Source organism: Pseudomonas songnenensis (assembly GCF_003696315.1).
Taxonomy (GTDB): Bacteria; Pseudomonadota; Gammaproteobacteria; order Pseudomonadales; family Pseudomonadaceae; genus Stutzerimonas; species Stutzerimonas songnenensis.
On sequence record NZ_RFFN01000004.1, the window covers coordinates 55801 to 80332 of the forward strand.

The following is a 24532-nucleotide window of genomic DNA, read 5'->3' on the forward strand; positions in this document are numbered from 1 at the left end:
CGGCGGGTTCTGACCGTATAGCTCGAGGCCAGCGCCATCCTCATCTGGCGCTGGCCTCGCTCTGCCGAAGGTTGTCGCCGGGTTCGCCCAGGCTGCTGCGCGCTGGCGCGCCGAACTGGACGCGCAGCACCCGCTTCAGCAACTTGCCCGCTGAGTTCTTCGGCAATTGCTTAACGAAGTGCACGTGCTTCGGGACCTTGAACGGCGCAAGGTGGGCGCGGGCATGGTGCAGCAGCGCCTGCGCATCCAGCGTGGCGTTCTGCTTCAGGACCACCACGGCGGCGATCGCTTCGATCCATTTCTGGTCGGGCACGCCAATGACCGCAACTTCAGCTACATGTGGATGGCGGTAGAGCGCTTCCTCCACGTCGCGACTGGCGACCAGCACGCCGCCGGTGTTCACGATGTCCTTGATGCGGTCGACGATCCAGATATAGCCCTGCTCGTCACGGTAGCCCAGGTCCCCGGAGTGGAACCAGCCGCCGGCGAACGCCTCAGCGGTTTCGTCCGGCTTCTGCCAGTACCCGACCATCAGCTGCGGTGAGCGGTGGACGAGCTCGCCTGCAACGCCGGGGGCACATTCTTCGCCGGTGGATGGATCGATGATCCGCGTCAGCACGTTGCTGACTGGCCGGCCGCAGGAAGTCGGGCGATCCCTGTGCTCATCCGGCGTCAGGACCGTCGCCAGCGGGGCGATCTCGCTCTGGCCGTAACAGTTGTAGAGGCCCGATTGCGGCAGGCGCTCGGCCAGCTCCAGGGCTATCGGCTCCGGCATGATCGAAGCACCGTAGTAGAGCTTGTGCAGATGCTGCAGCTCGGCCTCGACGAACTGCTGGTGGCGCAGCAGTGCGATCCAGACTGTTGGTGGTGCAAAGAAGCTGTTCAGCTGTTCGGTCTTGAGCAGTCGAAGTATTTCTTCAGGCGTCGGCATATCCGTCAGGCAGGTGAAGGCGCCGGCCAGCAGCGACGGCATGGTGAAAACATGCATCTGTGCCGAGTGATAGAGGGGCAGGGCTGCCAGGCAGCGGTCGCTGGGCTTTATATCGAGGTGCAGGAGGCAGCTGGAGTACTCGGTCATCAGGGAGCGGTGGGTGTGCATCGCGCCTTTGGGGTCTGATGTGGTGCCCGAGGTGTAGAGAATCTGCACGACATCGGTGTCGGCTATGCCGACCTTGGGTGGCTGATCGCAGGCCGAGCCGGTGGCGATCCCGAGGATGTCGCTGCGATCCGATGCTGTTCCGCCGTGCAGGCTGCCGTGGATAGCGAGCAGGGGTTGATCGGGAATGCCGTCGATCAGGTTTTTCAGGCTGTCGTCGACGAAGAGGGCGCGAGCGCCCGACTGGTTGAGCAGGTAGGTCAGTTCGTGTTCGGTCAGTGAAAAATTGACCGGAACGTGAATCAGGCCGGCACGGGTACAGGCAAGCCAGAGAATCAGATAGGCGTCGGAGTTCTTGCCGTACGCCGCGACCCGATCCGCTTTGCTCAGACCAAGGGCCAGCAGATGATTGGCCACGCGGTTTACCGCACGATCCAGCGCCTGGAAGCTCCAGCGGCGCTCCCTGTATTGCAAGGCGATCCGTTCGGGGCTGCGCATGGCAATGCGTTGCAGGGCATCACCAATGGTGTTGCGGTGGATAGAAGGGTGGACTTCGACCGTCGGACGCATGGGCATACCTCGAATAATTATTGTTGTTGCGGCATGTGAAGCTCGGGGCGACCGACGATTCTTCGCTGGTCGCTGGGATTCGTTGCCTCTTCTTCCTGCCTCAGAGGCGCTCGAGAATCAGCGCAATGCCCTGTCCGCCGCCGATGCACATGGTGATAAGCGCGTGACGCTTGCCGAGGCGTTCAAGCTCGTACAACGCTTTCAGGGTGAGAATCGAACCGGTGGCACCTACCGGGTGACCGTGGGCGATCGCTCCGCCATTGACGTTCACCTTGTCCGGATCGAACTCCAGGCTCTGCGCCACCGCTAGCGCCTGGGCGGCGAAGGCTTCGTTGGACTCTATGATGTCGATGTCGGCCAGACGAAGGTTTGCTGCCGTCAGTGCCCGCTGGACGGCGGGGATCGGCCCCAGTCCCATCAGCTGCGGCTCGACACCGGCGAAGGCATAGCTGAGGAAGCGGGCCCGTGGACGCAGCCCGAGCCTGACGGCTTCCTGAGCCGAGCCAAGCACGATCGCCGCGGCGCCGTCGCTGAGCGGAGAGGCGTTGCCGGCTGTCACCAGTCCGTCCTTCTTGAACGCCGCGCGCAGCTTCTGCAGGCCCTCCAGCGTGGTCTCAGGTCGCACGTGCTCATCCCGAGAGAACTCGCCGGTAGCACGGCCCTTGTTGATCGGGACGCTGACGATCTGCGTTGTCAGGTGCCCCGCGGCCATTGCATTGGCGGCCTTGCGGTGGCTGTCGCAGGCATATTGGTCGAGTTGCTCGCGCGTGAAGCGGTACCTGGCGGCGACATTCTCGGCGGTGATTCCCATGTGCCCGCTGCCGAACGGGTCGCTGAGTATGCCGATGGTCAGGTCCACGGCGGTCGCATCGCCCATGCGCTGGCCGAAGCGCAGCTTGGGCAGCAGATATGCGCCCTGGCTCATGCTTTCGGCGCCGCCGGCAAGGGCCAGACGGCTGGCACCCGCCTGGATCATCTGCGCGGCAGATATCAGCGACTGCACCGATGAACCGCACAGGCGGTTCACGTTCAGCGCCGCCGAGTGCTCGGCGAGGCCGCAGTTCAGGGCGATATGTCGTGCCAGATAGGCATCCTGCGGGCTGGTCGTGATGATGTGGCCGAAGATGCAGTGGTCGATTTCCTCAGCCGCCACGCCGGCGCGTTCGATGGCAGCACGGCCGGCGAAAGTACCCAGTTCGGCAGGGCTATAGCCTGACAGGCTTGCGCCAAAATCGCCGATGGCGGTTCGGGCGCCGGAGAGGATCACCACGTCCTGCAGAGCAACGGTATCGTTCATGAGCAGTTCCTTCTTGTCGGTCGCTCAGGCCACAGGCCCAAGCATGTCGCGGGCGATCACTTCTTTCATGATTTCGGAAGTGCCCGCATAGATGGTCTGGATGCGCGCATCCACATAAAAGCGGGAGATTGGATACTCGAGGGTGTAGCCGTAGCCCCCAAACAGCTGCAGGCATTGGTCGATGCAGCGGCACTGCATCTCGCTCAGCATCAACTTGAGGGCTGCTGCGTCGGTGCTGCTCATTTCTCCACGGGCATAGCGCTGCAGGCATTTCTCGAAGTAGGCGCGCCCCATCTCCAGTTGTGCACGTACTTCGGCCAGCGCGAAGCGGGTGTTCTGGAAGTCGGCGATCCGCTGGCCGAATGCACGGCGCTGTTGAACGTAATCCAGGGTCAGGTGAAGCGCACCCTCGATGGCTCCGATGGCTTGTGCTGCCACACCCAGACGTTCGCGAGGCAGCTCTTGCATCAGATAGGCGAAGCCCTTGCCCGCTTCGCCAAGCAGCGCATCCTCCGGCACGATCAGATCGTCGAAGAACAGCTCGGCGGTGTCGCTGGCGTGCTGGCCGATCTTGCGGATCGCTTTGCCGCGCGAGAAGCCCGGCAATGCGGTATCCACCAGAAACAGCGAGACGCCACGGGCCCGGGCGCTCGGGTCCGTCTTGGCGCAGACGATCACCATGTCTGCCAGCAGGCCGTTGGTGATGAATACCTTGCTGCCGTTGAGCTTCCAGCCAGCAGGAACCTTCTGCGCACTGGCGCGCATGGCGGCCAGATCGCTTCCGGCGCCAGGCTCGGTCATGGCGATGGCGCCCAGCACTTCGCCAGCGGCCATGCGCGGCAGCCAGCAGGCCTGCTGTGCGGGGTTGCCAAGATGGTGGATATAGGGCATCACGATGTTGGCGTGGATGTTGTAGCCGCTGGCCAGCCCGCCGAAGCCCTGGCGGGATATCTCCTCGCAGATCATCAGGCAGGTCTCGACCCCCGCTGCGAAGCCACCCAGCTGCTCCGGCAGATCCACGCCGAGCAGGCCCGCTTCGCCGAGGCGATGCCAGAGCGCGCGTGGCAGCTGGTGGTCGGCTTCCCATTGCTCGTAGTGGGGCGCCACTTCCTGTTGAAGAAAGCGTCGCACCGAATCCTGAAACAGGGTCTGGTCATCTTCGCTGGTTGCGCAATCGTCGCCCCGCAGGGTCTGTTCGTTCATGCTGAGCCCTTTGATTGTTATTGTTCTGACCGGTCACCGAGCAGGTGCATGGCTATTAATAAGGGCTTGCCCGCGTGCTTTGAATGACCGATGCGGTCGTTTTAGTTGATCGGATAGGCCACTGCTGATTCGAAACGCGCCATACTGCCGGGCGGAACGTCGAGGAGCAGCCGAATGACTGCGACGGATTTGCCCAGACCCTTGGCCAGGGCGCACATCGCCAATCACTACCTGCGAGCCGGCATCAGCGGCGCCGTCCGGCAGGGGGCGGATCCGCTGCAGTTGCTGGCTGCTGCCGGCATCCCGGCGCACTGGCTCGATCAGCCTGAACGGTTGATCACCGAACAGCAGCTCAGTGACCTGATCAAGGCGGTCTGGCGCGCCACCGCTGACGAATTCATGGGGATGGCGCCAAGCGCCTGCAAGCGGGGCGTGTTCTCGCTCATGGCGGAGTTCGCCTTGGGCGCGAAAACCCTTGGCGGCATGTTGGAGCGCAGTGCGCGTTTTTATACCGCTGTCAGGGACGACCTGGATATCGGCCTGGATCTTGCGCCGGCGCAGTCACCACTGGTGTTCTACCGTTTGCATCTGCATCGGCAATTCGATCCTGATCATTTCCTGCAGGAATTCATCCTGTTGATGTGGCAGCGCTTCGCCGGCTGGCTGGTTGGGCAGCAGATTCCTGTCGCCGCCACCTGTTTCGGCTACCCGGCGCCAATGCACGCGGCCGAGTATCGGGTGATGTTCATTGGGGAGCTGCAGCACGACCAGCCCCGATGCGGCTTCTATCTGCACCCACGAGTCCTGCAGCTACCGATCCTGCGCAGCGACACCGAGCTACAGGCGTTTCTGCGCGACTGTCCGGGGGTGATCCTGCACCGGCCCGTGCAGGACAACAGCGTGCAGAACCGCGTCAGGCTGTTGCTGCAGCACTACGATCTCCGGCAGATGCCAGAGCTGGGGGAGATCAGCCAGCGCCTGCTGATGACGCCACGCACTTTGCGGCGCTGGCTGCAGGATGAAGGCACCTCGGTGCGGCAGATCAAGGAATCGTTACGTCGGGAGTTCGCCCTGCGGTTGCTGGGCAACGAGCACCTCAGCGTGCAGGAAGTGGCCGAGCAGAGCGGCTTCGCCGAAGTTGCGGCGTTCTGTCGGGCCTTCAAGCGCTGGACGGGGCGACCACCAGCGCAATGGCGAAACGGTCGTCGATCGGCCTGATACCGGACGGTATGCCAAAGACCACTGATTCGTTCGACTCCTGGGCGCGCAAACGAAAACGCCCCGACTAGTCGGGGCGTTTTGCCGGCGCTGGGGCTCAGCCCTTGAAGCGGCGCAGCACCAGAGTAGCGTTGGTGCCACCGAAGCCGAAGCTGTTGCTCATCACGGTATCGAGCTGCGCGTTCTCGCGGGTTTCGCGCAGGATCGGCATGTCGGCAACTTCCGGGTCCAGCTCATCGATGTTGGCCGAGCCGGCGATGAAATTACCTTCCATCATCAGCATCGAGTAGATCGCTTCGTGGACGCCTGCGGCACCCAGCGAGTGACCGGACAGGCTCTTGGTCGAGCTGATGGTCGGGATCTTGTCGCCGAACATGTTGCGCACGGCCTTGATCTCGGCCACATCGCCCACCGGCGTCGAGGTGCCGTGGGTGTTGAGGTAGTCGATGGTGGTGTCGACGGTAGACATCGCCTGCTGCATGCAGCGCAGCGCGCCTTCACCGCTCGGTGCGACCATGTCGTAGCCATCGGAAGTAGCGCCGTAGCCGACGATTTCCGCGTAGATTTTGGCGCCGCGCTTGAGCGCGTGCTCCAGCTCTTCGACCACGACCATGCCGCCACCGCCGGCGATAACGAAACCGTCACGCTTGGCGTCGTAGGCGCGGGAAGCCTTTTCCGGAGTCTCGTTGTACTGGCTGGACAACGCACCCATGGCGTCGAACAGGCAGCTCTGGCTCCAGTGCTCTTCTTCACCGCCACCGGCGAAGACCACATCCTGCTTGCCCATCTGGATCTGCTCCATGGCGTGGCCGATGCAATGTGCGCTGGTGGCGCAGGCCGAAGCGATGGAGTAGTTGATGCCCTTGATACGGAACGGCGTCGCCAGGCAGGCGGAAACGGTGCTGCTCATGGTGCGCGGTACGCGGTATGGGCCGATGCGCTTGACGCCCTTGTCACGCAGGATGTCGATGGCTTCCATCTGGTTGATGGTGGACGCGCCACCCGAGCCGGCCACCAGGCCGATGCGTGGGTTGGAGATGTCATCGAGGCTGAAACCGGCGTCTTTGACGGCCTGCTCCATCGCCAGATAGGCATAGGCGGCAGCGTCGCCCATGAAGCGCAGGACCTTGCGGTCGATCAGCTCTTCGAGGTTCAGGTTGACGGAACCGGAAACCTGGCTGCGCAGCCCCATGTCCGCGTAGGACTGGTTGAAGCGAATGCCGGGGCGGCCGGCGCGCAGGTTGCCGGAGACGGTCTCTTTGTCATTGCCCAGGCAGGAAACGATACCCAGGCCAGTGATCACGACGCGACGCATGCGGATGTCCTTCAAAAGCTGTCGGTAGAGGTGAACAGGCCGACGCGCAAACCTTCGGCACTGTAGATCTCGCGGCCATCAACGCTGACGGTGCCATCGGCGATGCCGAGGATCAGCGAGCGGTTGATGGTGCGCTTGATGTGGATGTTGTAGGTGACTTTCTTGGCGGTAGGCAGTACCTGACCGAAGAACTTCACTTCGCCGGAGCCCAGCGCACGGCCGCGGCCGGGATTGCCCTGCCAGCCGAGGTAGAAACCGACCAGCTGCCACATGGCATCGAGGCCCAGGCAGCCGGGCATGACCGGATCGCCTTCGAAATGGCAAGCGAAGAACCAGAGATCAGGGTTGATATCCAGTTCGGCAACCAGTTCGCCCTTGCCATACTTGCCGCCCACTTCGCTGATGTGAACGATACGATCAACCATCAGCATATTCGGCGCGGGCAGTTGCGCATTACCGGGACCGAAGAGTTCGCCGCGGCTGCAACGAAGCAGGTCTTCCCGAGTAAAGGCGTGTTGTTTGGTCATGCGTATTCCTCAATGGGCCCCTTGCAAAGGGCTTTGCTGCTTACATACCGGGCCAGAATTCGAGGCCTGATCATCAAGACTAGTCATAGACTGCCGCGTTGTGGCTAAAGTCACAGCCTGCCAACAGCGACGCCATTCAACCCGTACCTGCGGCTGAAGGACGCAAAGACAGAATCGGGCGGCTACTTTAACACTCCTGAAAGGTTAACGAGGACCTTGCGACAGCGTGTCCTCTATAGACAATCGTTGCAGTGACGGTTGCATGGGTCCATCGAAGCCTTGTTCCAGCGCGTCGGGTGGGCGTCGTACGGCCTTTCGATTCAACTGTAACCGAATGATTTCGCGGGGGCGTGGCGGTTGCGCTGGCCGCTGTGAACGTGAAACGTATAATGCCCGGCACTGCCATTTCGGATGGCTCATAACGGAACCCACATGACACGAAAGCACCCCATCGCCGTACTCGGCGGCGGCAGTTTCGGTACCGCGATCGCCAATTTGCTGGCCGAGAACGGTCACCACGTTCTGCTCTGGATGCGCGATCCCGAGCAGGCCGAGAGCATCCGGACGCTGCGGCAGAACCCCCGTTATCTAAAAGGTGTGGAAATTCTCGCGCAGGTGGAGCCGACCACCGACCTGCCGTCGACCCTCGATGCCTGCGAGCTGATCTTCGTGGCGCTGCCATCCAGTGCATTGCGCCAGGCGCTGCAGCCGTTCGCGACGCAGCTTGGCGGCAAGATGCTGGTCAGCACCACCAAGGGTATCGAGGCCGATAGCTTCATGCTGATGAGCCAGATTCTCGAACAGATTGCGCCAGATGCGCGTATCGGCGTGTTGTCCGGCCCGAACCTGGCACGCGAGGTGGCCGAGCACGCCCTGACCGCGACGGTCGTGGCAAGCCAGGACGAGGCGCTGTGCCGCAGCGTTCAGCAAGTCCTGCATGGCCGCACCTTCCGCGTCTACGCAAGCTCGGATCGTTTCGGCGTCGAGTTGGGAGGGGCGCTGAAAAACGTTTACGCGATCATGGCGGGGATGGCCGCCGCGCTGGGCATGGGCGAGAACACGCGGAGCATGCTGATCACCCGAGCGCTGGCAGAAATGACGCGATTCGCGGTGAAGCTCGGGGCCAATCCCATGACCTTTCTCGGCCTGGCTGGCGTAGGCGATCTGATCGTTACCTGCACATCGCAAAAGAGCCGCAATTTCCAGGTCGGCTATGCGCTCGGTGAAGGGCTCAGCCTCGACGAGGCGGTTTCCCGGCTGGGCGAGGTCGCCGAGGGCGTGAATACCATCAAGGTGCTCAAGTGCAAGGCCGAGGAGCTGCAGGTCTACATGCCGCTGGTCGCGGGTCTCCATGCCGTCCTGTTCGAGGGGCGTACGCTGGATCAGATCATCGGTGTGCTGATGCGCGGCGAGCCGAAGACCGATGTGGATTTCATTTCAACCGACGGATTCTGAGCCGAGCGTAGGGGAAACCTTCATGAACCAATCTAACCAGGCCACGGACCGGGAGTCACTGATCCTGCGGGCCCTCTGGATGCTGATCTTCTTTTTCGTCTGGCAGCTGGCCGAGCTGGCGCTGCTGGTGGTCGTGGTGCTGCAGCTGGTGATGCGCCTGGTCAAGGGGCACCCGGATTCCAGTCTGCAGGCATTTGGCGACAGCCTCAGCCAGTACATCGCGCAGATCGGTCGCTTCGCCACCTTCAATACCGAGCGCAAGCCCTGGCCGCTGTCCGACTGGCCGACGCCCAGGCCGGCCGATGTGGAGCTGAGCAATCCGGTCCCGCCGGTGCCACCGGTCGAGCCGAAAGATCCCCAGCAGGGGCCGACTCCATGAGGCTATGGTTGTTGCGACATGGTGAAGCCGAGCCGCAGGCCCGTACCGATGCCGAGCGCAATCTGACCGAGGGTGGTCGACGTGACGTGCGCCGCAGCGCCACATTTCTGCGCGGCAAGCCGCTGCAGACGATTCTGGTAAGTCCGTTCCGACGCGCACAGCAGACTGCGGACGAGGTACGCAAGGCGCTCGGCTTTGCCGGTCACTGCGAGACGGTTGACTGGGCGACACCGGAATCCGATCTTGCCGAGGCATTGCGCGAGCTGGACCTGCGGGGCGAAAGCGACCTGCTGCTGGTCACGCATCAGCCGTTTGTCGGCAACCTGGCGGGCTGGTTGATCAACGGTCATTACGCCGATCCGCTGTCCATGGCGACTGCCTCACTGGTTGAGCTGGAAGGCGAAGCGATTGCCGGAGGGCTGATGCGACTGGTGTCCGTGCATCACGTTGGTTAGGGTTGGGCGGCTCGCCTTGCACTTGGGGCGAGCCTGACCGCAGAACAATAACCATCAGGAGTACCTGTCTTGAGCATCTGGCACCGCCAACCCGACCTGGAAGCGCTTCACAGCACCCGCAAGAACACCATCAGTGATCTGCTGGACATACGCTTCGAATCCTTCGACGACGTCTCGATCACCGCAAGCATGCCGGTCGATGCCCGTACCCATCAGCCCTATGGTCTGCTGCATGGCGGCGCTTCGGTGGTGTTGGCCGAGACCCTCGGCTCGATGGCGAGCCATCACTGCATCGACACCAGCAAGTTCTACTGCGTCGGACTGGAGGTGAACGCCAATCATCTGCGCGGCCTGCGCAGTGGCCGTGTGACCGGCGTTTGCCGAGCGGTGCACCTGGGGCGCTCGACGCATGTCTGGGATATTCGCCTGAGCGGGGAGGACGGCAAGCCCAGCTGCATTTCGCGGCTGACCGTGGCTATCGTGCCGCTGGACAAGGGCAACGGCGCGGGCTGATTTGCAGCCTGCCGCCATAGTGACCTGCTGATTGGCCTGAATGCCCTTCATTCGGCAGGCCTATGGCGATTGCCGCATGCCAGGGCCTGCCAGACAATGAGCGTTCAGTCTGTCCGGCAATGCCTTCATGTCCCAGCGTATCTTCTTCGCCCACGCCAACGGCTTCCCTTCGGCGACCTATCGCAAGCTGTTCGATGCCCTCGCGCCCGAGTACGAGGTCACGCACATGGATCGTCATGGCCATGACCCGCGCTTTCCCGTTGACGATAACTGGAACAATCTGCTTGATGAACTCTTCGAGCAGCTCGAATGCTTGCATGAACCCGTCTGGGGTATAGGGCATTCGTTCGGCGGCATGCTGCATTATCGCGCCGCGCTGCTGCGGCCCGAGTTGTATCACGGCGTCGTCATGCTGGATTCGCCGCTTCCGACCTGGTTCGATCAGACCGTCATATGGGCCGCCAAGCGCCTGGGCTTCATCGATCGGCTGACCCCGGCGGGACGGACGCTCGGGCGGCGCGAGCAGTTCTCCAGCGTCGAGGAAGCGCGTGCCTACTTCGCCGGCAAGGCGCTGTTCAGCCACTTCGATCCGGAGTGCCTGGAGGCTTATATCGAACATGGTCTGGAACCCGCAGGGCAGGGCGTGCGTCTGCGTTTCGATCCGCAGACCGAAATCAGCATCTACCGCAGCGTGCCGCATCTGACGCCGGGCTGGCCGCCGGCATTGAAGATTCCTCTGGCCATGGTGCGTGGGCGCGACAGCCGTGTCGTGCTGCCGCATCACGCCTATCTGCTGCGGCTTATGGCGCGCGGCGAGGCGCATACGCTGCCGGGTGGCCACATGTTTCCTTTCGAGCGGCCGCAGCAGACAGCGGACAAGCTTCGCGAACTGCTGGCCCGCTGGGGCACCCACGGCGAGCTTACCGAGGGGGTGGCATGAGCCTGGTGTTCGAGGAGGTGCGGCTGAGCCTGCCGCATCTGGAAGTCGCGGCGCACCTGTACGGTCCGGAAGACGGCAAGCCGGTTATCGCCCTGCATGGCTGGCTCGACAATGCCGCGACCTTCAGCCGGCTTGCGCCGCGCCTCAGGGGTTTGCGGATTGTCGCGCTGGATCTGCCTGGGCACGGTCATTCCGAACATCGTCCAGCTGGTGCCGCCTACAACATCTGGGAATACGCTCATGACGTGCTACAGGTAGCCGAACAGTTCGGCTGGCAACGCTTTTCCTTGCTGGGGCATTCCATGGGCGCCATCGTTTCGGTGCTGTTGGCCGGCGCACTGCCCCAGCGCATCGAACGACTGGCATTGATAGACGGCGTCATCCCTTACACCGGCGAGGCGGACAGCGCGCCGAAGAAGCTTGGCGCGGCGCTCGAGGCGCTGCTTGCGGTCGACGACAAGCGCAAGCCGGTGTACGCGAACTTCGTGCAGGCCGTGGAGGCGCGCATGAAGGGTGTCGGCGCGGTTAGTCGTGAGGCGGCCGAGCTACTGGCGCAACGTGGGCTGACCCCGGTGCCCGGCGGCTATACCTGGCGCACCGATGCCCGGCTGATGGTGCCGTCTGCGATGCGGCTGACCCGTGCCCATGCGCTGGCGTTTGTCGCACAGGTAGCCTGTCCGGCTACTCTCGTGCTGGCGGAGCAGGGCCTGATGAACGACCCGGAGATGATGAAGCTGATCGATGACCTGCCCTTCGACGTGCAGCGGCTTCCCGGTGGGCATCATCTGCACCTGGACGATGAGGCGGGCGCAGAAGCGGTGGCTGCGGTGTTCAATGCCTTCTTCCACGGCTGAGTGATGTCGGGCGTTTGCAATACTCTCTCGCAAAGCCTCGCTTGACTTGCTTTTGCCAACTGGCGAGGCTGGGAGGCAACGTTTCCAGCAGAGCCAGCGCAATGATCGATTGCTTCAGAGTCGCGACGGCCCCCGGCTGCGCCCTTGCGTTTGTTCCGACGGACCTCGGCTTGCCGCATTCGCTGAGTTCCGGCAAACAGCTACGGGTGACCCGTTGAGGAGTGTTATGCGAAGTGCATGGATCGCGGCATCGGTCTTGATATCCACTGTTGCCGTGGCCGCGGACGTTACCGGCAGTGCCGATCTCGAGCGGCTGCCACGTTTTGCTCAGGCGCAGATCGTCGACTATCGGCAGTCGCAGGTGCAGGAGCGCATCTATCCCCAGGATTCCATTCGTCGCATCAGTGGCAACTTGCGCATGGCCGCGCAGGTGGTGGTTTCGGGTGAGCTGACGGCGGTGACTTACCAGTTGCCGAGCACGCATACCGGTATCGAAGCCTTCACCCAGGCCCGCGGCGAGTTGCTGCGCCAGGGTGCTGAACTGCTGTTCTGGTGCGAGGGCCGCGAGTGCGGTTCGAGTAGCCTCTGGGCCAACGCCATTTTCGGTAAATCCATGCTCTACGGTCCAGAAGCGCAGCAGGCGTATCTGCTGGCCCGTCTACCGGACGCAGAGAACGATCTGGTCGCGTTGTACGGGATAACCCGAGGCAATGGCAGGCCCTATCTGCACGTCGAACAGCTGCGAAGCGATGAGCCTCTGGCTGCGGTACTGCCGACGGCAGCGACGCTGTTGCGGCAGTTGCGCAGCACCGGCGAGCTGCGCTTGCCACGCCTGGCGGACGAACCGACCGCCGAGTGGGGCGCTCTGCTCGCCAATGTGCTGAGCCTGGATAGCACCACGCGTGTCAGCCTGGCCGGACAAGGTGCGGCAGCCTGGCGCGAAGCGCTGATCGTCGAGCGCATCCGTGGTGGGCGGCTGGAAGTCGACGAGTCCCAGGAGCCGGGCCTGGTCATTCGGCTATTGCGCTGATCCTGCGTAACGGCTGCAATAGCGGTTCTTGTTTCGCGCCCTGATCATGGGCGCGGCGGCTCTAATTCCCAGGGTACGTTCAGATGCTCAACAATGACCGCCTGTTGGCGCAGATTCTGCTGCTCGGGCTGCTGGCTGCGTGCCTGTGGGTGCTGGCACCTTTCGCCTCCGCGCTGTTCTGGGCTGCCGTCCTGGCGTTCGCCAGCTGGCCGGTCATGCGTCTGCTGACCCGCTGGCTGCACGGCAATGCCACGTTGGCTGCCGGGCTGCTCACCTTCAGCTGGATGGTGCTGGTTGCGGTACCACTGGTTTGGCTGGGCTTCAACATCGCCGATCAGATCCGCGAGGCCAACGCCTTGCTGCATGACCTTCAGGTCGAAGGATTGCCGCCTGCCCCGACCTGGCTTGGCGAGTTGCCGCTGATTGGCGATACCCTTGTGGGCTTCTGGGATACCGTCGACGAGCAGGGCACGGCGCTGATCGCCAGCATCCGTCCGTACATCGGCCAAGTCGCGAACTGGCTGCTGGTGCGCAGCGCGCGGATTGGTGGCGGCATGCTCGAGCTGGCCCTGAGCCTGGTGCTGGTGTTCTTCTTCTACCGTGACGGGCCACGTTTGTCCGCATTCGTCCATAGCCTGCTGCACCGGCTGATCGGTGACCGCGCCGATCATTACCTGGAGCTCGTGGCAGGCACGGTGCAGCGCGTGGTCAATGGCGTGATCGGTACGGCGGCGGCCCAGGCGATCCTGGCCTACATCGGGTTTCTCATCGCCGGAATACCGGGTGCATTGGTGCTTGGCCTACTGACGTTCGCCTGCAGCTTCATCATGGTGCCGCCACTGGTCTGGGGCCCTGCCGTCGCCTGGCTGGCCTGGCAGGGCGACTACGGCATGGCGGTCTTCCTCGGCATCTGGGGCATGTTCGTCATCAGCGGCGTGGACAACGTGCTCAAGCCCTACCTGATCAGTCGCGGTGGCAACCTGCCGCTGGTGGTGGTGCTGCTTGGTGTGTTCGGCGGCATCCTTGCCTTCGGTTTCATGGGCCTGTTCCTCGGCCCGACCCTGCTTGCGGTTGCCTACAGCCTGCTGGGCGACTGGTTGATCAAGGAAGTGCCGACGATGCCCTCGCACGAGTCGACGCTACTCCCGGGCGAAGCGCGTGACCCGCTTGGTCAGTGAGCGGCTGCCCACCCTCTCACTGTTCCTCTTCGTAGCGGATCAACGCGTCGTGGGCGACGATGCGGCCCAGCGCGATCAGCTCGGGGGCCTTGTAGAACTCGTAGAAGCGGCAGGCGCGCTTGGGGATATTGACCAGCACGTTCGGCGGATAGCCGGCGATCTTGTACTGCGCCAGCGATGACTGCATCACGTCGAAGCTCTGGTTGATCAGCTCGAGCAGCGATGCCGGGCCGGTGACGTCGATCACTGTGGCTCCTTCGGCAGACTTCGGCGCGCTGTGGCTGGTCGGTGCAGCCGGCGGCTGATCGCCGCGCAGCAGCTCGCCGGCACGAAGGTCGTCGAGCTGACCGGCCAGCTCGGCCTCATCCTTGCGCCAGAACGGGATGTGCGAGCTGATCGAATTGACCAGTGAATCGAAGCGCCCCGGGCGCACGATCTCAGGCAGCGGATACTGCTTGTGGTTGTTGGCGTTGAGGTTGACCGCGATGATCATGTCGCAGTGCGCCGACACCACCGGAACGATCGGCAGAGGATTGAGCAGGCCGCCGTCGACCAGCATGCGGTTGCCCTGCATCACCGGCGTGAACAGGCTGGGAATGGCGGCGGACGCGCGCATCGCCAGCTCCAGGCTGCCTTCCTGAAACCAGATCTCCTGCTGGTTGGTCAGGTCCGTGGCAACCGCAGTGAACGGAATCGGCAGATCTTCGATGCAGATCTTGCCGACCATGTCGCGGATACGCCCGAAAACCTTCTCCCCGCGTATCGCACCGAGGCTGAAGCTCGGATCGACCAGTCGCAGCAGATCCAGGTAATCCAGGCTCTCGATCCAGTTGCGATACTCGTCGAGCTTGCCCGCCGCGTAGATGCCGCCAACCACGGCACCCATGGAGCAGCCGGCAATGCAGGCGATCTCATAGCCGCGTGCTTCCAGCTCTTCGATCACGCCGATGTGTGCATAGCCCCGAGCGCCGCCCGATCCCAGTACCAGTGCAACTTTCTTGCTCATGCGGTTCTCCCTGTGGCACTTGCGATAGCTTCATGCCTGGCTGGCGAGCCTGCAAGGGTTGATCCGTGCCGAGTGTCGTCCAGGCTGGTTGGTCCCGTGTCTATCGGCGAATGACGGGCGGCCTTTGCTACAATCGCCGCCCGTTTGTGCACGTGTCACGAGAGAGTCCGATGAGCGAACCGATCCGCCTCACCCAGTACAGTCACGGCGCCGGCTGCGGCTGCAAGATATCGCCCAAGGTGCTGGACGTGATTCTTGCCGGCAGCGGAGCGCAGAATCTCGACCCGCGCCTGTGGGTCGGCAATGCCTCGCGTGATGACGCGGCGGTTTATGGCATCGACGAGGAACGCGGTGTGGTCTCGACCACCGACTTCTTCATGCCCATCGTCGATGATCCCTTCGACTTCGGCCGCATCGCCGCCACCAACGCGATCAGCGACATCTACGCCATGGGCGGCGACCCGCTGATGGCCATCGCGATCCTCGGTTGGCCGGTCAACGTTCTGCCGCCGGAAGTCGCCCGCGAAGTGATCGCCGGGGGCCGTGCCGTCTGCGATGCCGCCGGCATTCCGCTGGCCGGCGGGCACTCGATCGATGCGCCCGAGCCGATCTTCGGGCTGGCTGTCACCGGCCTGGTCAACAAGCGCCAGATGAAGCGTAACGACACCGCCACCGCCGGCTGCAAGCTGTACCTGACCAAGCCGCTGGGCATCGGCATCCTCACCACCGCCGAGAAGAAGGCCAAGCTGCGCAGCGAGGACGTCGGGCTGGCGCGGGACTGGATGTGTACGCTGAACACGCCGGGTAGCCGCTTCGGCAAGCTCGAGGGTGTTCGTGCAATGACCGATGTCACGGGCTTCGGCCTGCTCGGTCATCTGGTGGAAATGGCCGATGGCAGCGGGCTGACCGCGGAGATCGACTATGCGCGCGTACCGCGCTTGCCGGGCATCGAGTACTACCTGGAGCAGGGTTGCGTGCCTGGCGGTACCCAGCGCAATTTCGACAGCTACGGCGAGCGCATCGCCGATCTCGATGAGCGCCACAAGCAGCTGCTCTGCGATCCGCAGACCAGCGGCGGACTGCTGGTGGCCGTGGCGCCGGAAGGCGAGGCGGAATTCCTGGCAGTCTGTGCCGAACTCGGCCTGAACCTGCAGCCGATCGGCCAGCTCGTCGAAGCGCGCGGCCATGCGGTCGAGGTCCGTTGATGCGCAGCGATACCGAAGATTTTCGCCAGCTGTTCCTCAATGACATCCCCATGATGGATGCCCGTGCCCCAGTGGAATTCGCCAAGGGCGCCTTTCCCGGTGTGGTCAACCTGCCGCTGATGAACGACATCGAGCGGCAGAAGGTCGGCACCTGCTACAAGCAGCACGGTCAGAAGGCGGCCATCGAGCTTGGCCAGCAGCTGGTTTCCGGCAAGGTCAAGGCCGAGCGTCTGCAGGCCTGGGCCGACTTCGCCCGCGCCCATCCGAATGGCTATCTGTACTGCTTCCGCGGTGGGCTGCGTTCGCAGATCGTCCAGCAGTGGCTGAAGGACGAAATGGGTGTCGAATACCCGCGTGTCGTCGGCGGCTACAAAGCGATGCGCCATTTCCTCCTCGACACCATCGACCAGGCTGTCGAGCAGTGTGACTTCGTGCTGGTGGGCGGCATGACCGGTACCGGCAAGACCGAGGTACTGGCGCAGCTGGACAACAGCCTGGACCTGGAAGGACTGGCCAATCATCGCGGTTCCAGTTTTGGCAAGCGCGCCACGCCGCAGCCGGCGCAGATCGACTTCGAGAATGCCCTGGCGATCCGTCTGCTGAAAATGCGCGCCGCCGGAATCGAGACGTTCGTGGTCGAAGACGAGGCGCGTCTGGTGGGCCGCTGTTCGATTCCGCTACCACTGTTCAACGGCATGCAGGAGTTCCCCCTGGTCTGGCTCGAAGACAGCCTCGAAGGGCGGGTCGAGCGGATCCTCAAGGATTACGTGATCGACCTGTGCGCGGAGTTCATTGCCGAGCAGGGCGAGAACGGTTTCTCTGCTTTCGCCGAGCGCCTGCAGCAAAGTCTGGTCAATATCAACAAGCGACTCGGCGGCGAGCGTTATCAGCGCCTGGCATTGCTGATGGATCAGGCACTTGCAGAGCAGGCACGCAGCGGTGCGATCGATCTGCACCGGGCGTGGATCGAGGCATTGCTTGGCGAGTACTACGATCCGATGTACGCCTACCAGCGCGAAAGCAAGGCCGGGCGGATCGAGTTCGCTGGCGACCAGCGGTCGGTGGTCGAGTATTTGCGTAACCGTAAGGCGAAAGAGCGCCTTTAATTCCTGAATGGCACACGAGGGATGATGCGATGAAAACTTGGCTGAGTTTGCCTTTGCTGGTTGTGCTGCTGGCCGGCTGTGCCGGCAAGACTGCATACCGTGACAGCTGCGCGGCGGAACTGGACGCGGCGTGGAAGGAGCAAAGCCTGGCGGAAGCCGAAGGCTTTGCCGGAACAGTGAGCTATTCCAAGGCGCTGGCCTTGCTGACCGGCGCCAAGACCCAGCAGCAGTTCGAGGCGTTCCGTGGCTGTACCCAGAAGGCGCAGAAGGCCCGCTTCTATCTGCGCGAGTCACGGGCCGGGCGCTAACGCGGTACTCCAACAACCAGCCCGCTGCACAGGGCGGGCTGGTCTCTTCGCTGAGCTTGGATCAGAGCAGCCAACCGGCGCGCCGCCGCAGCCACTTCTCGATCTCGACCACCGCCAGCAACACGGTACCGGCGAGCAGGCAGATTCGCCATCCAGCGAGGTCCAGCGATTGGGTGGCGAACAAGCGCTGCAACGGTGGCCAGTGGGTAAAGGCGAGTTGCAGCACGCTCAGCAGGGCGATCATTCCCCAGACCATCGGATTATCACGCAGGCCGAAGCGGGCCGGCGCGTTGATCTGACGGCTGCTGAACAGATAGGCGATCTCGCAGGCGACCAGTGTGTTCACCGCCAGTGTGCGACTGAGCTCCATGCTCCAGCCCAGCTGCTGGGCGTAGACGAAGACGCCGATACAGGCCGCGGTCATCAGCGCCGCCACCAGCAGCACTCGCCACATCAATTGCGTGCTCAACAGCGCCGCGTTCGGGTTCCGCGGCGGCCGACGCATGATGTCGGCCTCGCCGGGCTCGAAGGCCAGCGCCAGGGCAAGGGTTACGGCGGTGATCATGTTGACCCAGAGAATCTGTAGCGGGGTGATCGGCAGCGTCAGCCCCAGAGCGATGGCGACCAGCAGCACCAATGCCTCGCCACCGTTGGTGGGCAGGATGAACAGGATCGATTTCTTCAGGTTGTCATAGACAGTCCGGCCCTCTTCGACGGCATTGGCGATGGTGGCGAAATTGTCATCGGCAAGGACCATCTGTGCAGCTTCCTTGGCCACCTCGGTGCCCTTGATGCCCATGGCTACGCCGATGTCGGCACGCTTGAGCGCCGGCGCATCGTTGACGCCATCGCCCGTCATCGCGACGCGAGCGCCACAGGCCTGCAGGCGTTGCACCAGACGCAGCTTGTGCGCCGGACTGGTGCGAGCGAATACCGCAGTATCGCCCAGGCGCGCATCGAGCTCGGCGTCGCTGAGCCTGTCGAGCTCGGCTCCGGTGATCGGCGCGCTGCTGCCCAGACCGAGACGCCGCGCGATTGCCGCAGCGGTTTCGGCGTGGTCGCCGGTGATCATCTTCACCGCAATACCCGCCTGACGGCATTCGGTAATGGCGTCGATGGCTTCCTCACGTGGCGGATCGAGCATGCCGACCAGGCCGAGCAGGACGAAATCCCCTTCCAGGTCCGCATAGTTCAGTTCATGGCGCGGCGCGCCAAGAGCGCGCACCGCCAGGCCGAGCATACGCAGGCCCTGAGCGGCGCCGGCGGAAAGTACGGCATGCCAGTAGGCCGGGTTCAGAGGTTCGGCGCTGCCATCGACCAGTTGCTGGTTGCACACTTCCAGCAGCCGTTCCGGTGCGCCGACCATGTAGATCAGCCCGTGGCCGGAATGGTCGTGGTGGAGGCTGGCCATGCTGCGCCGCTCGGAGCTGAACGGGATGCTGTCGACACGTGGCGTGTGGGCCAGCTCGTGCGTCGCGGTCATTCCCAGCTTGCCAGCGAGGGTCAGCAGCGCGGCCTCGGTAGGGTCGCCGGTGATGCTCCATTGCGAGCCGTCATGCAGCAGGCTGGCGCTGTTGCAGAGCAGGCCGGCACGAGCCAGCGCGTGCAGGTCGCTGGCCTGTTCGATTGCGCAGGGCAGACCATCCTCGCCGCGAACCTTGCCGTTCGGTGCGTAGCCGACGCCTTCGATCTGATAGCGGTTTGCCGCGGTGAACACCTGCTGCACGGTCATTTCGTTGCGCGTCAGGGTGCCCGTCTTGTCGGAGCAGATCACCGTCACCGCGCCCAGGCTCTCCACGGCGGGCAGGCGGCGGATGATGGCGCGCCGCCGAGCCATTCGCTGCACACCAAGCGCAAGGGTGATGGTGAGGACCGCAGGCAGACCTTCGGGTATGGCTGCAACGGCCAGGCCGACTGCCGCCAGTAGCATCTCGTCGGATGAATAGCCGCGCAAACCGACGCCAAACAGGTAGGTGCCCAGCGCCAGCGCCAGAATGATGAAGGTGAGTACCCTGGCGAAGCGCGCCATGTCGCCGAGCAGCGGTGTCTGCAGGCTGACGACCTCGCCGAGCATATGGCTGATCTGCCCCAGCTCGGTCTTGCCCGCAGTCGCCACCACCACCCCGGCGCCGCTACCGGCACTGACCAGGGTGCCTGAGTAGGCCATGCTGAAACGATCACCAATGCCGACATCGCGTGCCACGGGCTCTACCTGCTTGCCGGTCGGCAGCGATTCACCGGTCAGGGCCGCTTCCTCGATGCGCAGATCACGACACTCAAGCAGGCGCATGTCAGCCGGTACCCGGTCGCCGGCTTCCAGCAGGACCATATCGCCTGGCACCAGTTGTTCGGCTGGAACATTGAGCGTCTGCCCGCCGCGGCGCACCTTGCTGTCGAGCGTGAGCATCCGCTGGATGGCACGCATCGCTTGTTCCGCCTTGCCCTCCTGGATGAAACCGACGATCGCGTTGATAACCACCACGGCGAAGATTACCGCGCTGTCCAGCCATTCACCCAGGGCCAGGGTGACCAGCGCCGAAAGCAGCAGAACGTAGATCAGCAGGTTGTGAAACTGCAGCAGGAAGCGCATTAGCGGCCCAGTGCGCCGTTTCCGTGGCAAACGGTTGGGACCGAAGGTCTCGAGGCGCTCCTGCGCTTGCTCGGAGGACAGTCCGGCAGGCGAGGTGTCCAGCTGCTGGAGCGTCTGTTCGGCGTGTTGCGCATGCCAGCAGCGTGAAGCGGGTGTGGACATCGGGTCCTCCTGTCGACCTTTGATCCGCCCAGCCTAAGCCGGGCCGCCATGCTGCGCATGGTGCTGGATCAAGGTGCGGGTCACAAACTCGTCACCGGGCGTTTCCTGTGCTTTGCCTGACTGCGGCTGACCAGTAGCATCGGGACGACGAACAGAGGAGGTTTTGATGCGCACCCGATTGGACGCCTGCCTGCGAGCAGTCAATGAAGTTTTGCTCGGCAAGGAAGCTCAGGTCCGGCTGGCCCTGACCTGCCTGCTGGCCCGCGGTCACCTGCTGGTCGAGGACATGCCCGGGATGGGCAAGACCACTTTGAGCCACACGCTGGCCAAGGTGCTGGGGCTGGAGTTTCAGCGCATTCAGTTCACGTCCGATCTGCTACCCGGCGACATTCTGGGTACGTCCGTTTTCGACAAGGATAGCGGGCAGTTCGTCTTCCATCCCGGGCCGATCTTCGCCGAGTTGGTGCTGGCCGATGAGATCAATCGTGCCACGCCGAAGAGCCAGAGTGCGCTGCTCGAGGCGATGGAGGAGGGCCAGGTCACCATCGAAGGGGCAACGCGCCCGTTACCCGACCCGTTTTTCGTCATCGCCACGCAGAACCCGGTGAGTTCCGGTGGCACGTTCGCGCTGCCTGAATCGCAGCTGGACCGCTTCCTCATGCGCGTTTCGCTGGGTTATCCGGCCAAGGCAGCGGAAAAGGCGCTGCTGCTCGGCGAATCCCGGCGGGATCTGCTGCTGCGCCTGGAACCGCTGCTTGAGCATGATGAGCTGCGCACTATCCAGGACGCGGTTAGTCAGGTGCGTGCCAGTGACGCCCTGGTCGACTACGTGCTGCGTCTGGTGGAGGCCACGCGCACCCAGCCGCAGTTCGCCTGGGGATTGTCACCACGCGGCAGCCTGGCGCTGCTCGCTGCAGCGCGGGCCTGGGCGTTTCTCGACGGCCGCGATTATGTGATTCCCGAAGACGTGCAGGCGGTGCTGCCGACCGTGGTCGGGCATCGCCTGCGTGAGCGCGCCGATGCCACCGGTCATGGTGGCGGTGCGCTGGTGCAGTGGCTGCTGCGCGAGGTGCCAGCGCTGTGAGACGTGCGCCTGCTCGTTTCGGCGAGCCTTCACTATGAGGATACTGCCGCGTTTCCGTGACCGCTGGCTGCTGCGACGGATACCGCCAGCACCCAGCGTGCGGTTGAATCAGCGGCGCATCTTCATCATGCCGACGGCGGTCGGGCTGGCATTCCTCGTGGCCTTGCTGCTGATGCTGCTCACCGCCATCAACTACCAGAACAGCCTGGCCTATGGGCTGAGCTTTCTGCTTGGTTCGCTCTATCTGGTCACCATCCTGCACACCTGGCGCAACCTGGCGGGGCTGCTGCTGCAGGCGGGTGGCACAACGGCGGCATTCGTTGGCGAACAGGCGCTGCTGCGTGTCCGCCTGGAAAGCGCAGGGCGTGCCTATCAGGCGGTGGCGCTAGGCTGGCCCGCCAGTGGGTTGCGCCTGGTCGATGTAGCGGCAGGCGGTACCGTCGAAGTCGAGCTGAGCCTGCCGACCGAACGTCGCGGCTGGTTGCGGCCCGGCCGGGTGCGGGTGGAGAGCCGTTTCCCGCTCGGGTTGCTGGTGGCCTGGAGCTGGATCGATCTGGAGCTGGCGGCGCTGGTCTATCCACAGCCGTGCGTGGCTGAGCGCCCTCAGGGCCACAGCGCGCCCGAAACCGAAGATGAGGGCACGCTGGCGCGGGGTGCCGGCGTCGATGACTATCAGGGGCTGCGTGCCTGGCAGCCTGGCGACGCGCGCCGACGCTTGCACTGGAAGGCCTATTCCCGCGGCCAGGGTCTGCTGGTGAAGGATTTCGCCAGCCTGCTCGGCAACGATCCACTGCTCGACTTCGACACGCTTGACGGCGATCCCGAGCGGCGCCTGTCGATGCTCTGCCATTGGGTTGTCGAGCTGAGCGAAAAGCAACAGCCGTTCGCGCTGCGACTACCGGCTGGCGTGATCGGCCCCGACGGTGGACAGGCGCATCGGGATGCCTGTCTGCGTGCCCTGGCTCTGCACGGGCTTGGCGGGGAGGGCAGCGCATGAGCGTCAAGCCGGGCATTCCTCGCAACAGCCTGATCTGGCTGCTGGTCGCGCAGGTGCTGGTGATCCTGCCGCACCTCACCCATCTGCCGTTGTGGATCATCGGCCTGTGGCTTGGCTGCGCCACCTGGCGGATCCAGATCTTCCGCATGCGTGCACGCTATCCGCGCAGCTGGCTCAAGGCGCTGCTGATGATAGGCGCCGGCTTCGGCGTCTATTTCTCCCGCGGCAGTCTGGTCGGACTGGAAGCCGGAGTGGTGCTGCTGATTGCCGCGTTCATTCTGAAACTGGTGGAGATGAGTACCCGCCGCGATGCGCTGGTACTGATCTTCCTGGGCTTCTTCGCGGTGGTAACCAGCTACCTGTTCGAGGACAGCCTGCTCGCCGGGCTGTACAGCCTGTTGCCGGTCACCGCGCTGCTGGCGGCGATGATCGGCTTGCAGCAGAGCAGCCTGGTGACACGGCCTTGGCCAACGGTGCGGCTGGCGGGCTCCCTGCTGCTGCAGGCTGTTCCGCTGATGCTGGTGCTGTTTCTCTTCTTCCCCCGTCTGCCGCCGCTGTGGTCATTGCCGCAGGCTGGTGATCGTGGGGTGACTGGGCTGGCCGACCATATGGCGCCTGGCGATATCGCCCGGCTGGGACGCTCCCCGGAGCTGGCTTTTCGTGTCAGCTTCGACGGCGACATACCTCCTCGGGAGCAGCTCTACTGGCGCGCAGTGACCTTCGAACGCTTCGATGGTCGGCGCTGGTCGCAGTCCTATGCCTCTCATCTGCCGCAGGAGCCGGAGTGGCAGGCTGTCGGCGAACCGCTCGGCTACAACGTCGTCATGCAGCCGAGCGGGCAGCCCTGGCTGTTTGCCCTGGATGTCGCTCGGGTAGCGCCGGGCCAGGCACAATTGATGAGCGATTTTCACCTGCAGCGTCGGCAGCCGGTCAACCAGCCGCTGATGTACCAGGTCACCTCCTGGCTGGACGCGCGCCGCGAAGCGGTTCGTGCCCCGGAGAGCCTAGGCCGGTCGTTGCAACTGCCGGAACGGGGCAATCCACGCGCTCGCGCCTGGGCCATGGAGCTGCGGCGCTCCGCACAAGAGCCGCAGGCGATGGTCGATGCGCTGCTCAAGCACTTCAACCGCCAGCCTTACCACTACACGTTGGAACCGCCGCCGGTGGGTGACGATATCGTTGACGATTTCCTGTTCGAAACACGCAGCGGTTTCTGTGCGCACTACGCGGGGGCGATGACATTCGTCCTGCGCGCGGCGGGTATTCCGGCACGCGTAGTCGCGGGCTATCAGGGCGGCGAGGTCAATCCGGCTGGCAACTATCTTTCGGTACATCAGTTCGATGCCCATGCCTGGGTCGAGTACTGGGTGGCCGAGCGCGGCTGGGTCAGTGTCGATCCGACCTTCCAGGTCGCGCCTGAACGGGTGGAGCAGGGGCTGGAACAGGCGCTGGCGCGCGAGCGGAGCTTTCTTGCCGATCAGCCGATGTCGCTGCTGCGTTATCGGGATATCGGCTGGGTGAATACCCTGCGGTTGCGCTGGGACAGCCTCAACTATGGCTGGCAGCGCTGGGTACTCAATTACCAGGGCGAGCAACAGACGCAGATGTTGCAACGTTGGTTAGGCAAACTCGATGCTCAGACGCTTGGCCTTGGCCTGGTTGCGATTCTAGGCGTGCTCACTGCTGTGCTGGCACTGTTCCTCTTCAAGCCGTGGCGTCGTGAAACGGATCCTCATCAGCGCCTGTTCCGACGCTTCGAGCGGCTGTTGGCACGCCATGGCGTCCATCGCAACAAAGGCGAGGGTGCGCGCAGCTTCGCCGAGCGTGCCGCGGCCACGCTGCCCGAGCAGGCGCCGGCCATCCTGGCATTCGTCCGGCTTTATGAGGCGCAGCGCTACGCCCAGTTGCCCGGGACCACGGATGAACTGTCGCATAGCTTGCGTCAGCTTCGCCGAGCGTTGCCGTGGCGTCTTCCGAAGCCGGCCGGACGGTCCTGATTGCCATTACCGACATGGATGATTCGGCATTTCACCCGGCTGCTTCT

22 protein-coding genes are annotated in these 24532 nt (G+C 63.7%); 15 read left to right on the plus strand and 7 right to left on the minus strand.

Translation table 11 applies throughout. The annotated features are described in order from the left end of the window. Positions 1-40: 40 nt before the first annotated feature. From EA798_RS12530 to EA798_RS12540, 3 genes are all read right to left on the minus strand, one after another. Entirely contained in the window at positions 41-1666 is a 1626-nt protein-coding gene (locus tag EA798_RS12530; protein ID WP_122099161.1) for a fatty acyl-CoA synthetase, read from the minus strand. Between the two features lie 100 nt (positions 1667-1766). Then, on the minus strand, positions 1767-2963 hold the full coding sequence (locus EA798_RS12535) for an acetyl-CoA C-acyltransferase (RefSeq protein WP_122099162.1): 1197 nt from the start codon (positions 2961-2963) through the stop codon (positions 1767-1769). Between the two features lie 24 nt (positions 2964-2987). Further along, positions 2988-4166, minus strand: a complete 1179-nt coding sequence (locus tag EA798_RS12540; RefSeq protein ID WP_122099163.1) for an acyl-CoA dehydrogenase family protein — start codon at positions 4164-4166, stop codon at positions 2988-2990. A gap of 174 nt (positions 4167-4340) precedes the next feature. On the opposite strand from EA798_RS12540, the gene EA798_RS12545 reads away from it, so the two are divergent. Continuing rightward, on the plus strand, positions 4341-5384 hold the full coding sequence (locus EA798_RS12545; RefSeq protein WP_122099164.1) for an AraC family transcriptional regulator: 1044 nt from the start codon (positions 4341-4343) through the stop codon (positions 5382-5384). Positions 5385-5481: 97 nt separating this feature from the next. On the opposite strand, the gene fabB is transcribed toward EA798_RS12545, so the two are convergent. Both fabB and fabA read right to left on the minus strand, forming a co-directional pair. Further along, positions 5482-6699, minus strand: a complete 1218-nt coding sequence (gene fabB, locus EA798_RS12550; protein WP_015277256.1) for a beta-ketoacyl-ACP synthase I — start codon at positions 6697-6699, stop codon at positions 5482-5484. An 11-nt stretch (positions 6700-6710) separates the two neighbouring features. Continuing rightward, on the minus strand, positions 6711-7226 hold the full coding sequence (fabA, locus tag EA798_RS12555; protein WP_003285418.1) for a 3-hydroxyacyl-[acyl-carrier-protein] dehydratase FabA: 516 nt from the start codon (positions 7224-7226) through the stop codon (positions 6711-6713). A 432-nt stretch (positions 7227-7658) separates the two neighbouring features. On the opposite strand from fabA, the gene EA798_RS12560 reads away from it, so the two are divergent. From EA798_RS12560 to EA798_RS12595, 8 genes are all read left to right on the plus strand, one after another. Then, on the plus strand, positions 7659-8681 hold the full coding sequence (locus tag EA798_RS12560; protein WP_106155093.1) for an NAD(P)H-dependent glycerol-3-phosphate dehydrogenase: 1023 nt from the start codon (positions 7659-7661) through the stop codon (positions 8679-8681). Between the two features lie 22 nt (positions 8682-8703). Next, the gene (locus EA798_RS12565; protein WP_015277254.1) at positions 8704-9060 is read left to right on the plus strand and encodes a DUF4389 domain-containing protein; all 357 of its coding nucleotides are present in this window, start codon (positions 8704-8706) and stop codon (positions 9058-9060) included. After that, positions 9057-9515, plus strand: a complete 459-nt coding sequence (gene sixA / locus EA798_RS12570) for a phosphohistidine phosphatase SixA (protein ID WP_122099165.1) — start codon at positions 9057-9059, stop codon at positions 9513-9515. The genes EA798_RS12565 and sixA overlap by 4 nt, the downstream gene beginning before the upstream one ends. Before the next feature lie 69 nt (positions 9516-9584). Further along, positions 9585-10028 (plus strand): hotdog fold thioesterase, encoded by a 444-nt coding sequence (locus EA798_RS12575; protein WP_122099166.1) that lies wholly within the window; start codon positions 9585-9587, stop codon positions 10026-10028. Positions 10029-10155: 127 nt separating this feature from the next. Further along, positions 10156-10968 carry an alpha/beta fold hydrolase gene (locus EA798_RS12580; protein ID WP_122099167.1) on the plus strand — a complete coding sequence of 271 codons (813 nt, stop codon included), beginning with the start codon at positions 10156-10158 and terminating at the stop codon, positions 10966-10968. Then, positions 10965-11822: an alpha/beta hydrolase gene (locus EA798_RS12585; RefSeq protein WP_122099168.1), complete on the plus strand. Its 858-nt coding sequence runs from the start codon at positions 10965-10967 to the stop codon at positions 11820-11822. Before EA798_RS12580 ends, EA798_RS12585 begins: the two co-directional genes overlap by 4 nt. A 226-nt stretch (positions 11823-12048) precedes the next feature. Then, complete coding sequence (locus EA798_RS12590) at positions 12049-12852, plus strand: DUF4892 domain-containing protein (protein WP_106155090.1); 804 nt, start codon at positions 12049-12051, stop codon at positions 12850-12852. Positions 12853-12935: 83 nt separating this feature from the next. Further along, positions 12936-14030, plus strand: a complete 1095-nt coding sequence (locus EA798_RS12595; RefSeq protein ID WP_106155089.1) for an AI-2E family transporter — start codon at positions 12936-12938, stop codon at positions 14028-14030. A 16-nt stretch (positions 14031-14046) separates the two neighbouring features. Here EA798_RS12595 and EA798_RS12600 read toward each other — a convergent pair whose 3' ends face one another. Then, on the minus strand, positions 14047-15036 hold the full coding sequence (locus EA798_RS12600) for a patatin-like phospholipase family protein (RefSeq protein ID WP_106155088.1): 990 nt from the start codon (positions 15034-15036) through the stop codon (positions 14047-14049). Positions 15037-15206: 170 nt separating this feature from the next. Between EA798_RS12600 and selD the strand changes: the two genes are divergently transcribed. From selD to EA798_RS12615, 3 genes are read left to right on the plus strand one after another with little or no spacing between them, the layout of a single operon-like run. Beyond that, on the plus strand, positions 15207-16241 hold the full coding sequence (gene selD / locus EA798_RS12605) for a selenide, water dikinase SelD (protein WP_106155087.1): 1035 nt from the start codon (positions 15207-15209) through the stop codon (positions 16239-16241). After that, positions 16241-17347, plus strand: coding sequence for a tRNA 2-selenouridine(34) synthase MnmH (mnmH, locus tag EA798_RS12610; protein ID WP_122099169.1), 1107 nt, complete (start codon positions 16241-16243; stop codon positions 17345-17347). Before selD ends, mnmH begins: the two co-directional genes overlap by 1 nt. A 29-nt stretch (positions 17348-17376) precedes the next feature. Then, positions 17377-17655 (plus strand): hypothetical protein, encoded by a 279-nt coding sequence (locus tag EA798_RS12615; RefSeq protein WP_106155085.1) that lies wholly within the window; start codon positions 17377-17379, stop codon positions 17653-17655. A gap of 61 nt (positions 17656-17716) precedes the next feature. Here the strand turns inward: EA798_RS12615 and EA798_RS12620 are convergent, their stop codons facing one another. Next, the gene (locus EA798_RS12620; protein WP_122099170.1) at positions 17717-20407 is read right to left on the minus strand and encodes a cation-transporting P-type ATPase; all 2691 of its coding nucleotides are present in this window, start codon (positions 20405-20407) and stop codon (positions 17717-17719) included. A gap of 166 nt (positions 20408-20573) precedes the next feature. Here EA798_RS12620 and EA798_RS12625 point away from each other — a divergent pair, with 166 nt between their 5' ends. Genes EA798_RS12625 through EA798_RS12635 form a run of 3 tightly spaced genes read left to right on the plus strand, consistent with a single transcriptional unit; the run spans position 20574 to position 24485 of the window. Beyond that, a complete protein-coding gene (locus tag EA798_RS12625) occupies positions 20574-21491 on the plus strand; it encodes an AAA family ATPase (RefSeq protein ID WP_106155083.1) in 918 nt (305 codons plus the stop codon). Positions 21492-21525: 34 nt separating this feature from the next. After that, entirely contained in the window at positions 21526-22488 is a 963-nt protein-coding gene (locus tag EA798_RS12630; RefSeq protein WP_122099171.1) for a DUF58 domain-containing protein, read from the plus strand. Further along, positions 22485-24485, plus strand: a complete 2001-nt coding sequence (locus tag EA798_RS12635; RefSeq protein WP_122099172.1) for a transglutaminase TgpA family protein — start codon at positions 22485-22487, stop codon at positions 24483-24485. Before EA798_RS12630 ends, EA798_RS12635 begins: the two co-directional genes overlap by 4 nt. Positions 24486-24532 lie beyond the last annotated feature (47 nt).

What these genes read in the sequence shown, in the direction of transcription:
- EA798_RS12530 (WP_122099161.1), bottom strand. Translation starts at nt 1,666, where the DNA reads ATGCGTCCGACGGTCGAAGTCCACCCTTCTATCCACCGCAACACCATT.
- EA798_RS12535 (WP_122099162.1), bottom strand. Translation starts at nt 2,963, where the DNA reads ATGAACGATACCGTTGCTCTGCAGGACGTGGTGATCCTCTCCGGCGCC.
- EA798_RS12540 (WP_122099163.1), bottom strand. Translation starts at nt 4,166, where the DNA reads ATGAACGAACAGACCCTGCGGGGCGACGATTGCGCAACCAGCGAAGAT.
- EA798_RS12545 (WP_122099164.1), top strand. Translation starts at nt 4,341, where the DNA reads ATGACTGCGACGGATTTGCCCAGACCCTTGGCCAGGGCGCACATCGCC.
- fabB (WP_015277256.1), bottom strand. Translation starts at nt 6,699, where the DNA reads ATGCGTCGCGTCGTGATCACTGGCCTGGGTATCGTTTCCTGCCTGGGC.
- fabA (WP_003285418.1), bottom strand. Translation starts at nt 7,226, where the DNA reads ATGACCAAACAACACGCCTTTACTCGGGAAGACCTGCTTCGTTGCAGC.
- EA798_RS12560 (WP_106155093.1), top strand. Translation starts at nt 7,659, where the DNA reads ATGACACGAAAGCACCCCATCGCCGTACTCGGCGGCGGCAGTTTCGGT.
- EA798_RS12565 (WP_015277254.1), top strand. Translation starts at nt 8,704, where the DNA reads ATGAACCAATCTAACCAGGCCACGGACCGGGAGTCACTGATCCTGCGG.
- sixA (WP_122099165.1), top strand. Translation starts at nt 9,057, where the DNA reads ATGAGGCTATGGTTGTTGCGACATGGTGAAGCCGAGCCGCAGGCCCGT.
- EA798_RS12580 (WP_122099167.1), top strand. Translation starts at nt 10,156, where the DNA reads ATGTCCCAGCGTATCTTCTTCGCCCACGCCAACGGCTTCCCTTCGGCG.
- EA798_RS12585 (WP_122099168.1), top strand. Translation starts at nt 10,965, where the DNA reads ATGAGCCTGGTGTTCGAGGAGGTGCGGCTGAGCCTGCCGCATCTGGAA.
- EA798_RS12590 (WP_106155090.1), top strand. Translation starts at nt 12,049, where the DNA reads ATGCGAAGTGCATGGATCGCGGCATCGGTCTTGATATCCACTGTTGCC.
- EA798_RS12595 (WP_106155089.1), top strand. Translation starts at nt 12,936, where the DNA reads ATGCTCAACAATGACCGCCTGTTGGCGCAGATTCTGCTGCTCGGGCTG.
- EA798_RS12600 (WP_106155088.1), bottom strand. Translation starts at nt 15,036, where the DNA reads ATGAGCAAGAAAGTTGCACTGGTACTGGGATCGGGCGGCGCTCGGGGC.
- selD (WP_106155087.1), top strand. Translation starts at nt 15,207, where the DNA reads ATGAGCGAACCGATCCGCCTCACCCAGTACAGTCACGGCGCCGGCTGC.
- mnmH (WP_122099169.1), top strand. Translation starts at nt 16,241, where the DNA reads ATGCGCAGCGATACCGAAGATTTTCGCCAGCTGTTCCTCAATGACATC.
- EA798_RS12615 (WP_106155085.1), top strand. Translation starts at nt 17,377, where the DNA reads ATGAAAACTTGGCTGAGTTTGCCTTTGCTGGTTGTGCTGCTGGCCGGC.
- EA798_RS12620 (WP_122099170.1), bottom strand. Translation starts at nt 20,407, where the DNA reads ATGTCCACACCCGCTTCACGCTGCTGGCATGCGCAACACGCCGAACAG.
- EA798_RS12625 (WP_106155083.1), top strand. Translation starts at nt 20,574, where the DNA reads ATGCGCACCCGATTGGACGCCTGCCTGCGAGCAGTCAATGAAGTTTTG.
- EA798_RS12630 (WP_122099171.1), top strand. Translation starts at nt 21,526, where the DNA reads ATGAGGATACTGCCGCGTTTCCGTGACCGCTGGCTGCTGCGACGGATA.
- EA798_RS12635 (WP_122099172.1), top strand. Translation starts at nt 22,485, where the DNA reads ATGAGCGTCAAGCCGGGCATTCCTCGCAACAGCCTGATCTGGCTGCTG.